Raw genomic sequence first — 13,005 nt, forward strand, 5'->3', positions numbered from 1 at the left:
CAACGACACCTACAACACGAAGTTCCTCGGGATCATCGGCCTCACCAAGCTCAAGGTCCACGGTGAGGCCACCGCCCATCTCGTACGCAGCCTAGGAGGCGTCCCACGATGAATATCGCTGTACGTCTCCGCGGACTCATCGCCTCGATCGCGATCGTCGTCTTCACCGCGGGCACGCCGGTCCTCCTGCTGCGGATCGACGCGGTTCCTGACTTCACCCAGTTCACCCGGGACCGACTGATGATGCCCGATGACGGCTCCCTCCTGCTCCAAGTGATCACGGCCCTCGCTTGGTTGTTCTGGGGGCTCTGGACCATCTCCGTGGCCATCGCGATCCCGTCTCAAGTTCGTGGCCTACGCGCGCCACGACTCCCCGGCTTGACGCTTCCCCAGAACGCCGCGAACAACCTGGTTGCCACCGCCGCGCTGCTCTTCATCACTGTCCCCTCAGCCCACTCCGGCGCTCCGGCGGCCAACACCTACGTTCCCGTCGCCACCGCTGCCGCGGAGGTTGATCCGTCGCCCGAGACTGTCAGCAGCCCGGTACGGACTGCGTCGGCTCTGACGAAGAGTTATGAGGCATCCGGCCCGCCCCATGGAACGACCAAGCACTACCAGGTCAAACGCGGTGACAGCCTCTGGAAGATCGCACAGACACACCTCGGCCGGGGCAGCCGCTACACCGAGATTGTGGAGCTCAACCGCGAGGTCCTGGCGACTCAGCCCGACTGGCTCATCGCCGGCACCGATCTGCTCATCCCGGTCGACGAAGCACCTGAAGTCGAGGTTCAGGAGACCGCGACGTACGTCGTCGAGCCCGGTGACACCCTCTCCGAGATCGCGGAGACGGAGCTCGGAGACGCCGACGCATACCCGAGGATCGTCGAGGCATCTGAGGACACTGTTCAGCGGGACGGTAGGCAGCTGACCGACCCTGACCTCATCGTCACGGGCTGGAAGCTGACAATCCCAGGACAGGCGCCAAGTCTCACCCCTGATGAGGGTGCGCGCCCGGCACCTGTCCCGTCTCCACCCCGCCAACCTCCGCCGATGACAGCTCCCGGAGTCACTCCATCTGGACCCACCTCTTCGCCGGCTCCAACGAACCGGCAACCGGTAGCCACGCATCCCAGCGAGGAAGCCGGTGCGCAGCGCGGCTCGGATGCCGTCGACACTGATGCCGAGGTGACTCCCGGATGGTTGTTGCCGGGCCTCGCAGGGGCAGGCACGGTGCTCGCCGGGTCACTACTGCTGGTGCTGCGGCAGCTCCGCCGTACGCAGATGCGCCATCGACGACCTGGCCACATGATCGCGCCCCCGCCCCGCGAACTCCGCCCCGTCGCCAAGAGCATCCATCTCGTCGGGAACACCGGCGCGACGTACGTGACCGACCTCGACCGGACGCTCCGCACGCTATCCGTCGACTCCGCTCCTCCCGACCTCGTGAGCGCTGAAGTCGCCGATGGAAGCGTCACCCTCCATCTCGCCGATCCAGTCGACAAGCTGCCGTGGCCATGGCACGGGGAGGGTACGACCTGGTCAGCGCCGCTCGACTCTGATGTCACCGTCGACGACCAGCGACCGGCGTACCCGCTCTTGGTCGCAGTCGGACGGGACGACGACGATCGGGACTGGCTCGTCAACCTCGAGCAGCTGCAGGAGATCGTCATCACTGGTGACCGCGATCGCGCGATGGACTTTGCGACTTACGTGGCAGCAGAACTCGCGATCAACCCGTGGTCGTGCCTCGCTCGCGTCGACCTGCTCGGGATCGGCGCGGAGCTGGACGGGCTCAGCCCTGACCGACTGCACAGTCATGCTGATGACGACGTCGTGTTCCTCGACTGGCTTGCGAGCGAGCTCGACCCGACAGCCGCGGTCGACCGTGACCTCGGGCCAGACCGCTTCCGGGTCGTTCTCACAACGGCCAACCATGCTGAGACCGTTCGTCCGGTTTCGGAGATCATCGCCGAGCATCCTGGGAGACCTGGTGCCGCGGTCGTCCTCGTAGATCCGGAACGCGATGGCGCCCATGGTGCTGTGTGCGTCCTCGAAGTCGGCATCGACGGCCGGCTCCGCGCCCTGACGCTGGATCTCGACATTCACGCCGCGGGGCTCAGTCCGGACGAGGCCAAGGCGTGTGCTGCGATCGTGGACGCAACCCGTGCCACGACCAACGAGCCGATTCCGGCAACCGCGGAACCCACGACAGTCACCGAGAGTCTGACGGATTCGGCAGGGGCCGTCCGTAGCGACCTGGTGGATTCCCGGCCAGCTGACCTGACCGAACCTGCTGGCAACGAAGCCGTCCTTGCTGGGCCCACTGCAGCCTACGTCGAGGCGTCGGCAACCACTGCAGAAGATGTCGCGACCGAGGCACCGCTTGTCCCGGCCGCCGTCAGCCGCGAACTCATTGACGGTGACGCGCACCTCGATCGAGACCGTCACCGGTGGAACGACCCTGACGCGCGGGTGCCGAAACTCGTCCTGCTCGGGCCGCTCAACGCTAGGGCGCCCGGCGAACGGCCGCCCGACCGCAAGCCCTACTACGTCGAGGTTCTCGCGTATCTGGTTATTCACCCCGAGGGCGTCACCACCGACCAGATTCAAGACGCGTTCCACATCAGACCCGCCCGGATCTACACAGTTCTCGCCATGCTGCGGGCTTGGCTTGGCACTAACCCAGATACCGGCGAGCCCTACCTGCCCAACGCCCAGAAGAGTGCACAAGCAGATGGCGGCGCCAAGGCGATCTACCGTGTACGCGGCGTCCTCTGCGACCTCGACCTGTTCCGTCGTCTTCGGGCCCGAGCCCAAGCACGCGGCGCCGACGGCATCGGCGATCTCACTGCGGCCCTTGACCTCGTCACCGGCGCACCGTTCAGCAACCAGCGCGACAACGGCTGGGCTTGGCTGCTCGACGATGCGATCGACCACATTGCCCAGTGCGCGATCGTCGACGTCGCCCACACTGTCATCGACCACGCGTTGACCACTGGTGACCACGACCTCGCTCGTCGAACTGCCGAAGCCGTAATCAAGGCCGTTCCCGCCGACGAGACCGCGCGCCTCGACCTGATCAAGGTCGCGGCCACTACTGGCCACGTCACTCTCGCCGCCCAGCAGCTCGTGGATGAAATCTACAACCGCAGCGACGACGACCTCGGTCCCATCGAACTTCCCGAACGTGCCCGTGAGATCGTCGACCGGCACCTTCGACACCTCGCTCATCGCAGGCAAGCAGGCTGACCCCAGCCGCGATCTGCCCTCGTCCATAGCGTTTGACGCTCGTCGGAAGCTCACGATGCCAGCGCTGAGCGGCCTGGGCACGAGGTCCTCAGCGCGCTGTGCCGTGCCGCTCCGCTCTGGCGAGGTTCCGCTCTTCAGCGCGAACGGCGCGCTGCTCAACGATCATCAGAGCTCCAAGGATCCAAATCGGGGAATAGGCGATACGGCGATAGACCCACCAGACGAGTGCGAGCTCGATGATCGTCACGCCGACGATGATCCACACGTCGAGCCACGTCGTCGCCAAGTCCACCGCGGCGAGGTTGCCCGTCAGAACCAATATGTCCGGCATAAGAATGCAGAAGAAGGAGACGCCCACCGGGTACCAACGTCCGCGCCGCTCGTGGACCAAGGTGGTGTTCGCGGTGCTCACCGTGATGCCCACAGCAAAGGCTTGTGCGATCAGAAAGAAAGTAAGGATGAGGAGGCCGATGGCGCGATCAGAAATGAAGCCGACGGCAACTGATCCCAATACACCGGCGGCCACAGGAACGGTGACAGCCAGCCAGTTGATGGACTCGAGCATGCGGACGTGGGTGTCTGCATCCTCATCTGGCGTACGCATCCAGACCAAGACTCGATGGAGGAACCTGCCCCGTCGCGGAGACAGCCGGATCCCGTTCAGTTGAAGTCTCGATATCGTTGCTCTGACCTGCTCGATCTTGGCCTCCTCAGCCGAAGCCCATCGTTCGAGCTCGGTCGCCCTAGGGCCATTGATGGCTGTCATGACTGCGCTGATGACAGCGGTTGCCACGCAGACAGCGAGCATCGCAGGTGGGGCGTCGCTCTGGATTGCGTCTGGAATGAGAAGGAAGAAGCCGACGACCCCGAGCAGGCCAACACCTGAAGCGAGCCAGTGCGTCGCGATCATGCGGTCCTCAAGAGCCGGAGGTAGACGGTCAGAGGCACCGAGCGCGGTTGCGATGAAGAGAGCTGCAGCGACACCAAGGTGGAGCGCCGCCAGCGCCACGATCCCTTCGACATCAAGGGGATGGGCGGTGTGCCAGACGCTGCGGAGTACAGGTCGGCCAAAGATTTCTGAGTCGAGATGGTGAAACTGCGCGTACATCGCCCGGATCGCTGCCGCGACCACCGCTCCATACAAGAAGACGACGGTCGCGCCGCTGGCTATGCCGAACTGCGATGCTGAGGACGTTCGATCTGATCGCGCGTTGTTCGCCCGCGGTCTGTTCATTGGCGATGACTGCGGCCGATCAGCCCTATCCGTGCTCCGATCTCTTTGACGCGTCACACGACGCGGTCCGATCAGGGTCACGATCGTCCCCACAGTTACTGCACCAACTAACGCGATCGCACCGCGCTGAATATATGACGCCCGAGTCATCCTTCTGCCTTCGTCGTGAGCCTGCACTTCCTTGGCCGTGAGTATGGTCGTGAGCACCGACAAGTTGCGCGCCGCGGATGCTGGCGACGGTTGTGATCCCGGCACGTCCAGCCACTTCAGGAAGCCTCCTGACCTGCCTAAACGCGACTCCTGCCAGCCTCACGGCACCTCACCGGTGAGAAGGTGCGGGAGGGGCGCGTCCCAGCGTGGTGGGCATGAACGACGCACCCAACCTCACCCCGCATTGGTCGCCACAGACGATGCGCGATGCCGCAGCGGCGGGCAGCTTGAAGGATGCGGCGGTCGCGCTCGCGACCACCAGGATCCCTGTGTTCCCATGCGTACCGGGCGGCAAGGAACCGCTCACGCTACGCGGGTTCAAGGACGCTTCCATCAGCATCCGCCAGGTCCAGCGCTGGTGGCAGCGTCATCCTGACGCGAACATCGGCATCCCTACCGGCGCCGCGAGCGGACTCGCCGCGGTCGACGTCGATGTGCATGGCGACCGGACCGGGTTCGCCGCGTTCGACCGAGCGGGACGAGCTGGACTCGTGGACCGGTGGAGCTGGCTGGTGCGTACGCCGTCTGGCGGCTTGCACGCCTACTTCCGGCCGATCGATCCGGAGATGCGGTCGTGGTCACTGCCCGGGCAGCATCTCGACTTCCGCGGGGACGGTGGCTACGTCATCGCGCCGCCCTCGCGGATCTCCAACTCCGACGCGACCAGCCGCGCCTACCAGGTCATCGCTGTCGCGCAGCACCAGGCTCGTCCGCTCGACTCTGATGCACTTCGTCGCTTCCTGGACCCGCCGAGAGCCGTACGCCCGCCGGCAGCGCTGACGCTCGGCGACGCTCGACCCGACCGGCTCGCTCACTGGGTCGCCACGCGCCCGGAGGGCGCGAGGAACCAGAGCTTGTTCTGGGCAGCCTGCCGGATGGCTGAGGGCGGACAACGGTACGACGTCGCGGTGTCCATGCTCGGTGATGCGGCACAGACCGCCGGCCTCCCGAGTCGAGAGGCCGAGTCGACGATCCGATCCGCGTACCGAATCGCCTCCCGGCTCGGTCCGCAGCAGACCCGTGGGAGCGGCCGGGGCCCTACCCGGACGAGTGAGGCGGTGGCGATATGAACACCGACCAGCCGTACGTCCGGCACACCGTCCCCGAGCCGGATCCAGTCCAGCCCGACGCCGGCGCGACGACGGAACCGTCCCATCTGGCCGTGCACGGCGATCCTTCCCAGCGGCAGGCGAAGCCCGATATCGCGCGCAACAAGTCCGTCATGTGGGTGCGGCCCAGCGACCTTCCCGGGATGGTCGGGAGCAAGTACGCCCGATTCGGCATCGACGCTCAGCGGCAGGTCGCGCAGTCGACTCGCCGTACACCAGGTGCGGTCGCCACGAGGATCCGAGCGAGGGTGAGCCGACGAGCGATCGCGGACCTGCCGCCGACCCACACGACACCGACACGGTCGTCGGTGTCACGAGAACGGATCGGGCTATGACCAGCGATGTCGTGCTCGCGCCGTTCACCACCCCAGAGGGTCTGCGAGCGCTTCTCAGGCGGTTGCACGACGCCGGCGAAGGATCCTGGGTCGACGACCCCGAGGCTGCTGAGCTCGTCCGCTACACGATCGACAAGTACGCCGCACTCGCCCGCCGCCACCGCCAGGAGCCCGAGGACGCAGCCAGCGCGGCGTACGAAGTGATGCTCACGTCCGCTGCGCGGAACGCGACGGATCCGTGGGCGGTGGTCACGCGAGCCGTCCAGATCACGATGATCGCCGAGGAACGGGCTGAGGGGCTGTTGTGCTCGACGATGCGGGCTCGACGGGCCGAGATGACCGCGTACCACGACGCCGAGCGGTTCAGTGATCGGGAGAATCCGGTCTACGACTACCACCCGGCCTTCCGGTGGCAGACCGATGAGGACGAGCTCCTCAACCGGCTGGATGGCCACCACGATCTGGATGGTCCAGGCACCGGCGCCTATGTTGCCGCAGACATGGCGGTTGCCATCTTCGTCGCCTTCGGCTGGCCTGAGGACAGCGCGCGAGCCACGATCGACTGCATCTGTGGTCGACTGACGGTGTCAGGTTCACGGCCGACTGCTCACCAGACTCTGCGGCGAGACCATGCCGCTCGAGCAGCTCTCGACCTGGACCGACGCAGCTGGGCGACAACCCTGCGGATCGTGCTGGGCAGCCCGAACCCCGAGCGTGCTCAGACCGCCTCCGGCCGGGGACTCCTCCAGCGACTCGCTCTGGGATTCAGCCCGCAGGAGGTGCTCGACGACGACCAGCTGGTCGTCGCTCTCTCCCGCACCGCAACTCAAGTCCAGCGAGGGCCGGCTCATGTCTGACTGGGGCTACATCGAGCTGGAGCGCACCGTCGACTCCATTACCGTCGGCGTACGCCACCGCAACGACCTGGGCGACATCGACAAGCTGATGGCATCCATCGAGCACCTCGGATTGCTCCAACCCATCACCATCGCGCCCGATGGCGCGCTCCTGTGCGGCCGCCGCCGACTCGAGGCCGTCAAGCGGCTCGGCTGGCGCAGCGTACGAGTCTGGGTGCGCTCTGGCATCTCGGACCAACTCAACCAGCTCTTCGCGCTCAAGGACGAGAACCTTCTCCACAAGCCCTTCTCCCCCACCGAGGCCGCCGAGCTCTACCGCGAGCTCAAACAGGTCATGGAGGAAGACGCTGCCCGCCGACAGGCGGCGACCCGCTTCGGCGCTCAGGCAGACCACACGGGAAGCCACGGTGGTGTTGATTCAACACCACCGTCACCGGGCAAGACCCGTGCGCAGGCGTCGACCGCTATCACCGGCGCCGACTCCCACCAGCGCCTGGACCGCATCGGCGAGATCCAGGATGTCGCTACGGCGAGTGAGATGCCAGAAGCAGTACGCCAGGTCGCAGCCGAGTCCCTGAATGCGATCGACGAGGGAGCGTCGGTCAGCGCTGCGCACCGGACCGTCCGCCAGGTTGCCAGCGCAGCAGACAAGCCAGGTCTCGCCACGATCGCCCAAGAAGCCATCGACCGGATCCATCAGCCCCGGTCACGACGCCCCAAGCCCACCGCGTGGTCAGCTCGTGCCTTCGTCATCACATGGACCGAGATGGACGGCTGGTGGACGCACTACGACCCCACCGAGATCGGACCCGCGCTCAGCGACGCGGACTGGGAGCTCTTCGAGAGTGTGCTCGCCGGCACCACCGACTTCGCGCGCGCCGCACGACAAGCGCGCACCGACCAGCCCGATGCAACCTCGCCGGCGGCCAATTCCTAGCCGGCGCACCGTTCTACTTCAGGAGGACAACCATGCCGCCACGCCGCATCCTCATCGCGATCGCAATCCTGGCAACTTTCGTTGCCATGCTCGGTGCCTGCCTGGCTTTCGCAGGGCCGAGCAATGCGCCGAGCCCCGCCGATTCTCCCTCGGCTTCGCGTACGGATCCTGGTCATAGATCGCCGCCAGGCACGACCAGCATCAGCCCCGTCGAGAAGACCGACAACCCGGAGACGTTCGCTGTCTCGGTCGCCAGCGCACTCTTCGACTGGGATACGACCACGGCGATTCCCCTCTCGGACTACACCGGCCGCATCCTTGCCGTCGCCGACCCGTCTGGGGAGGAGTCCGCAGGTCTGGTGACCGACCTGGCCACGTACCTGCCCTCGCCTGCTTCGTGGGCGGACCTACGCGGCTATCGCGTCCGGCAGTGGATCGATATCAATTCCTATGCCGTCCCCGACTCGTGGGACGAGACAAGAGCCGACGACGCCGGCCGCGAGCTCGCCGCCGGCACGACGGCTTTCGCGGTCTCGGGGCTCCGCCGCCGCTCAGGCATCTGGCAAGGCGAGCAGGCTCAGACCGTCGAACGCGTCACTTTCACGGTGTTCATCACGTGCCGCCCGACGTACGACGAATGCAAGCTGCTTCGCCTGTCCCAGCTCAACCATCCGCTCCCCTGACCCGGTTGGCGTCATGCGGAAGATCGGTCTCGTCGTGCTCGCGCTCGTCCTGTTCCTCTCACCGACGGCTTACCTCTCGGGAGTCGCCGTACTGGCTGTCGCCGCACTCGGGAGCGACGGTGCTTGCGGCCCCAGCGTCGGCGAGGTTCCTGACAGTCTGGCGGTGACCACAGCCGACGGCGTCCACCTGACGCTCGACCGTATGCAGCTATCCAGGGCCGCGACCATCGTGACGATCGGTGGGCAGACTAAGGGGGTAGGCCGAGATGGCGTACGCATCGCTCTCATGGCCGCGCTCACCGAATCAAGCCTTCGCATGCTCGCCAACACGGGCGCCTACCCTGAGTCCGCGCGATTCCCCAACGACGGAGACGGCGGCGATCACGACTCGCTCGGCCTCTTCCAGATGAGACCGTCGACAGGCTGGGGCACGGTCCCGCAGCTCATGGAGACGACCTACCAGGCGCGGGCGTTCTTCGGCGGCCCGCATGGCCCAAACCGTGGCTCACCTCGCGGCCTCCTCGACATCCCTGGCTGGCGTTCGATGAGCCCTGGGGCCGCCGCCCAGGCGGTCGAGGTCTCAGCCTTTCCCGATCGGTATGCCCGGTATGCCCCGGTCGCTGACGCCATCCTCGAGGCGTTGACGTCGCAGTCCAAAGCTAGCAAGGCTCCGGCCGTTACCCAGACGGCCCGCGTCATCTTCCCGCTCCCAGCGACGACCTGGACGAAGTCCAGCGGCTACGGCTCACGCACTGATCCGGTCACCCACATCGACACCATCCACTCCGGCACCGACTACGCGGCACCGCTCGGCACGCCGATCCTGGCGATCGCGGACGGCCGAGTCGTCTTCGCGGGCGCCGTCTCGTCCGGCTACGCGCATCTGGTCCTGATCGAGCACACCGTCGCCGGTCGCCGAGTGTTCTCAGGCTATGCCCACATGTACGCCGAGGGCATCCATGTCCGCGAAGGAGATGTCGTCGTTGCCGGGCAGCACATCGCCGACGTCGGAGCCGACGGGAAGGCGACCGGACCCCACCTGCACTTCGAGATCCGGCACGATGGAACGTACGCGTCTGCGATCGACCCGGCGCCGTGGCTTGCAGACCACGGCGCCGTCGACCTCATCGAACCGCTCACGTCCTCTGGCCAACGTTGCTGACAAGCGCCCCGACCGCCGCATGATTGGTCTCAGCCCCGCCGGAGACCCAAGACTCCTGCGAGGCTACTTCGGTCCGTCCATGGCCGCGATCTCACACCTTCCGTTCATGGCATCGCTCCGCCTCGTACCCTCCCGCGTCTATCCCGATCTCGGAGCCGTCGCCGACGCATCTGAGCTTCGCCGCGTCGTCGGGGCGCTGCTGACCTACGGCCTGCTCACCTCGGTGCTCATGCTCATCGTTTGCGCCGCAGCATGGGCGATAGCTTCCTCCCGCGGAAGCTGGCACGCAGCCGACAAGGCGAAGACCGGTCTCGTTGTTTCCTTGGCCGGCGCCGTTCTCGTCGGCGGCGCACTCGCCTGGGCGAACTGGCTCATCGGCATCGGCAACCAATTCCAGTGATGCGGCGACACCAGCCCCGGTGACTACAACCTCCCTGAACTTGTCCGATTCAGGACATAGCTTGGCTCACGCAGAGCCGACCCGATGGAGAGATGGGCAACATGATCAAGAAGTCCCCGCACTACACTTCCGAACTGGATGGTCCGATCCGTGAGGTGCACCGCGCTCTTCGTGGGATCCTGCCGCCCACCGCCATGACGGCGGGAGATGATGAATTTCTCGCGCATGTCGTCGATGACCTCGATTGGCTCTACAGCCTGGCCAACGAAGCGATCATCGCCGAAAGAGGCCCGCGGATGACCTGGCCTGGAACGATAACAGACGAGGAAGACTTCCCATCGCTCATCGTCATGACCGTCGACATGGACGAGGGCACCCTCAGTGATCCAGCGGGGGCAGACTGCTTGACCAGGTGGAGTTCCGACAACGTCGACTGGAAGGACACAGCGCCGGCGCAAGCAGCACTGGCGTACAAGCGCGAGACCCGTTGGGATACCCCACCCGACCAAGCCGGCGTCTGGATCATCGCCGCGAGTCCATACGGGTTGAACGGCGGAACCTTTCGCGGCAACCTGGTCGGTTTCGCGGTCTTCCACGACCGCGACGATGACGGCGAGTACGAATCCCTGGCCCACATCTGGACCGCAGCCGCGTGGCGTCGCCGAGGCATCGGCGGCCGACTGATCCGCGCGGCCCGAGACCTGATGCCCATCACGAGCGTCGAAGAACCGATCACGAGCAACGGGCAGGCGCTGCTCGGATCTGTCGCCCGTGATCTTCTCCAGACTGAATAGCGACGGGTTATCCCGGTCTGCCGCAGGGAAAATTCGAGCCGAGCTCTCCGACCCGCGTTACGGCGGCCCGACTGTGGTCCCAGCGGTGGCCGAGGGGACGTACGAGCCCTTTGGCCAGCTGGCGGGCACTGCCGACGAGCATGCTCGCCGTCTCTGAGTCGTTCCAATCCATACCTACACCTGGTCGGCAAACATTTCGGCGAACCGGCCCGATGTTGCCAGGGGTCCACGTAGGCACGGCACTGGACAGTGCGTCCTCTGACCGTCCGGTGTCACTCCGCGTCACCGAAGAACGCGTCCCGAGCTGTAGCGGCCAGGGAATGATTGCTGCCGGACCTGGAGGCCGATGCGGTTCCAGTGGAAGATCACGACGCGCGCCAGGATCCCACGGATGCCACCCTCAATGGATCCCGCCCGCCACAGGTCACCGACCCGACGGCCGCACTCCTCGATGTTCATCGCCCAGGCATCCGCGCTCAAAGTCCGGCCGGGTGTTTGAGAGGGCTGGCTACTCGTCGAGCAGTTCGGCCCAGGCAACGGCCTTCGCGGTGGTGATCTGCTCGTGGGTGGCTCCGCAGGCCCTGAGCACGCTCGTCGCCACTATGTGGCGCTCGGCCTCATCAACGATCAGCCCTTCGGCGCGGTTGGCCACCACGATCTCGACCAGGTTCTCGATCCAAGTTCCGTTGACGTCCTTGCCGGCGACCTGACGACCGAGCCGGTCGTAGGCTATGACGAGGTCGCGGTGGATCAGCTTGTACGGCTGCCACTCCTCCTGCGAACGCACGTCGGGGAACGAAGGCAGCCGACCGCAGTTGTGCGGGGCCTTCGCAAGGGTGGCCGTGTCGACCATCACTAAGGCATACAACGCGCTTGCTGCGCCGTACTCATCGGCGACGGCCTCGATCCTGTCGAGCAGGTCGATGGTGGGCCGCACGGTCCGTGCGAGTAGTTCCTCCAGGATTCCGGGCTTCCCGGCGAAGTGGTAGTACAGCGACGCCTGTCTGATCCCGACCGCGTCGGCAATGTCTCTCGTGGAGGTAGCAGCGTAACCATACTGCGTGAACAGTCGGGCGCACACGTCGAGAATCTGCTCGCGAGGCGACAGGTTGCTGTCGACTGGCGGGATATGCCGGGGCCGGCCGGGGCGAGGACGTCTGGCTGCGGAACTCATCGAGACTCCGTCGGGTGTGGTTGGCAGGTTGGTGCCCGGACACCGCCGCAAGTTGTAGGAAACCCTTCGGCGCCCCGGACCTTCACAAGCCTCGTCAGAAACAGAGTCCCCTGGAACGTCCTGCTGCCGCCCTTCCGCCGCCCAAGTGCTCCCCTTCGTCGCTCGAACCTGGTTCAATGCGGAGGTGGATACGTGGACGGGAGCGGATGCACGGCGGCTGCGCAAAGTCGCACTGCGCATGAGCCTGCGCGAGTTCGCCGACCACCTCGGTGTCCCTCACCGGACCGTTTCGAAGTGGGAACAGGCGGGCGCCGCACGTGAGCCGAGGCCCCACATGCAGGCCATCCTCGACACTGCCCTGGCCCAGGCAGACGACGCCGCCAAGGCTCGGTTCGAACAAGCGGGGGCATCCAACGACCTGCCAGACAAACTCGACGAGGATCATCCGTCGCCCGATACGCCGCGTCGCGGGCGCACGCCGGCGCCGGACCGCCGCCAGTTTCTCCAGACCCTCGGTGCGGTCGGTGCCGTTGGGATGGGTGCATCGCTCGATGGGATTGCGCACGAGCTGGAGGCTCTGGCCCCGAGGGCGACGGTCAGTAAGGCTGATATTGCTCGCCTGCGCTCCGCCGGGGAGTTCTTCAGCTCGTGGTCCCATGCGCACGGGAGCGAGCAGATTGGTCACGCCGTCTCATCCGAGATGAGCCGCGCGGCGAACCTGCTGAAGCTGCCGTGCCCGCCGCGGCTCCGGACCGAGCTGCTCGGTGCGGTCGGTCAGCTCGGTGTCGCCACCGGTGCTCTGCTGTTCGACTCCCATCAGCACCAGCTCGCTGATCGGGTTCTGGCCTTTGCCACCGCTTG

12 protein-coding genes are annotated in these 13,005 nt (G+C 66.0%); 10 read left to right on the forward strand and 2 right to left on the reverse strand.

All coding sequences use genetic code 11. The features are described from left to right. Positions 1–378: 378 nt before the first annotated feature. Positions 379–3,249 (forward strand): LysM peptidoglycan-binding domain-containing protein, encoded by a 2,871-nt coding sequence (locus ACFVJS_RS20150; protein ID WP_378883978.1) that lies wholly within the window; start codon positions 379–381, stop codon positions 3,247–3,249. A gap of 88 nt (positions 3,250–3,337) precedes the next feature. Here ACFVJS_RS20150 and ACFVJS_RS20155 read toward each other — a convergent pair whose 3' ends face one another. Then, positions 3,338–4,381, reverse strand: a complete 1,044-nt coding sequence (locus ACFVJS_RS20155; protein WP_040755477.1) for a hypothetical protein — start codon at positions 4,379–4,381, stop codon at positions 3,338–3,340. A 467-nt stretch (positions 4,382–4,848) separates the two neighbouring features. On the opposite strand from ACFVJS_RS20155, the gene ACFVJS_RS20160 reads away from it, so the two are divergent. From ACFVJS_RS20160 to ACFVJS_RS20195, 8 genes are all read left to right on the forward strand, one after another. Further along, positions 4,849–5,763, forward strand: a complete 915-nt coding sequence (locus ACFVJS_RS20160; protein ID WP_008359826.1) for a bifunctional DNA primase/polymerase — start codon at positions 4,849–4,851, stop codon at positions 5,761–5,763. Next, entirely contained in the window at positions 5,760–6,137 is a 378-nt protein-coding gene (locus ACFVJS_RS20165) for a hypothetical protein (protein WP_008359827.1), read from the forward strand. The genes ACFVJS_RS20160 and ACFVJS_RS20165 overlap by 4 nt, the downstream gene beginning before the upstream one ends. Beyond that, the gene (locus tag ACFVJS_RS20170; protein ID WP_008359828.1) at positions 6,134–6,994 is read left to right on the forward strand and encodes a hypothetical protein; all 861 of its coding nucleotides are present in this window, start codon (positions 6,134–6,136) and stop codon (positions 6,992–6,994) included. Before ACFVJS_RS20165 ends, ACFVJS_RS20170 begins: the two co-directional genes overlap by 4 nt. After that, entirely contained in the window at positions 6,987–7,931 is a 945-nt protein-coding gene (locus ACFVJS_RS20175) for a ParB/RepB/Spo0J family partition protein (RefSeq protein ID WP_008359829.1), read from the forward strand. Before ACFVJS_RS20170 ends, ACFVJS_RS20175 begins: the two co-directional genes overlap by 8 nt. A 32-nt stretch (positions 7,932–7,963) precedes the next feature. Continuing rightward, positions 7,964–8,614, forward strand: a complete 651-nt coding sequence (locus ACFVJS_RS20180; RefSeq protein WP_008359830.1) for a hypothetical protein — start codon at positions 7,964–7,966, stop codon at positions 8,612–8,614. A gap of 13 nt (positions 8,615–8,627) precedes the next feature. After that, positions 8,628–9,776: a M23 family metallopeptidase gene (locus tag ACFVJS_RS20185; protein ID WP_008359831.1), complete on the forward strand. Its 1,149-nt coding sequence runs from the start codon at positions 8,628–8,630 to the stop codon at positions 9,774–9,776. A 106-nt stretch (positions 9,777–9,882) separates the two neighbouring features. Beyond that, complete coding sequence (locus ACFVJS_RS20190; protein WP_040755618.1) at positions 9,883–10,176, forward strand: DUF6112 family protein; 294 nt, start codon at positions 9,883–9,885, stop codon at positions 10,174–10,176. Positions 10,177–10,277: 101 nt separating this feature from the next. Then, positions 10,278–10,970 carry a GNAT family N-acetyltransferase gene (locus ACFVJS_RS20195; protein ID WP_378883986.1) on the forward strand — a complete coding sequence of 231 codons (693 nt, stop codon included), beginning with the start codon at positions 10,278–10,280 and terminating at the stop codon, positions 10,968–10,970. 508 nt (positions 10,971–11,478) lie between these two features. Here the strand turns inward: ACFVJS_RS20195 and ACFVJS_RS20200 are convergent. Beyond that, positions 11,479–12,144 (reverse strand): TetR/AcrR family transcriptional regulator, encoded by a 666-nt coding sequence (locus ACFVJS_RS20200; RefSeq protein WP_008359839.1) that lies wholly within the window; start codon positions 12,142–12,144, stop codon positions 11,479–11,481. 184 nt (positions 12,145–12,328) lie between these two features. Here ACFVJS_RS20200 and ACFVJS_RS20205 point away from each other — a divergent pair. Next, a partial coding sequence (locus ACFVJS_RS20205) for a helix-turn-helix domain-containing protein (protein WP_378883989.1) occupies positions 12,329–13,005 on the forward strand: 677 nt, incomplete at its 3' end.

It is taken from the genome of Nocardioides sp. NPDC057772 (genome assembly GCF_042798075.1).
Taxonomy (GTDB): Bacteria; Actinomycetota; Actinomycetes; order Propionibacteriales; family Nocardioidaceae; genus Nocardioides.

Coding starts and splice junctions, on each gene's coding strand:
- ACFVJS_RS20175 (WP_008359829.1), top strand. CDS start 6,987: ATGTCTGACTGGGGCTACATCGAGCTGGAGCGCACCGTCGACTCCATT.
- ACFVJS_RS20165 (WP_008359827.1), top strand. CDS start 5,760: ATGAACACCGACCAGCCGTACGTCCGGCACACCGTCCCCGAGCCGGAT.
- ACFVJS_RS20180 (WP_008359830.1), top strand. CDS start 7,964: ATGCCGCCACGCCGCATCCTCATCGCGATCGCAATCCTGGCAACTTTC.
- ACFVJS_RS20190 (WP_040755618.1), top strand. CDS start 9,883: ATGGCATCGCTCCGCCTCGTACCCTCCCGCGTCTATCCCGATCTCGGA.
- ACFVJS_RS20195 (WP_378883986.1), top strand. CDS start 10,278: ATGATCAAGAAGTCCCCGCACTACACTTCCGAACTGGATGGTCCGATC.
- ACFVJS_RS20170 (WP_008359828.1), top strand. CDS start 6,134: ATGACCAGCGATGTCGTGCTCGCGCCGTTCACCACCCCAGAGGGTCTG.
- ACFVJS_RS20185 (WP_008359831.1), top strand. CDS start 8,628: ATGCGGAAGATCGGTCTCGTCGTGCTCGCGCTCGTCCTGTTCCTCTCA.
- ACFVJS_RS20160 (WP_008359826.1), top strand. CDS start 4,849: ATGAACGACGCACCCAACCTCACCCCGCATTGGTCGCCACAGACGATG.
- ACFVJS_RS20200 (WP_008359839.1), bottom strand. CDS start 12,144: ATGAGTTCCGCAGCCAGACGTCCTCGCCCCGGCCGGCCCCGGCATATC.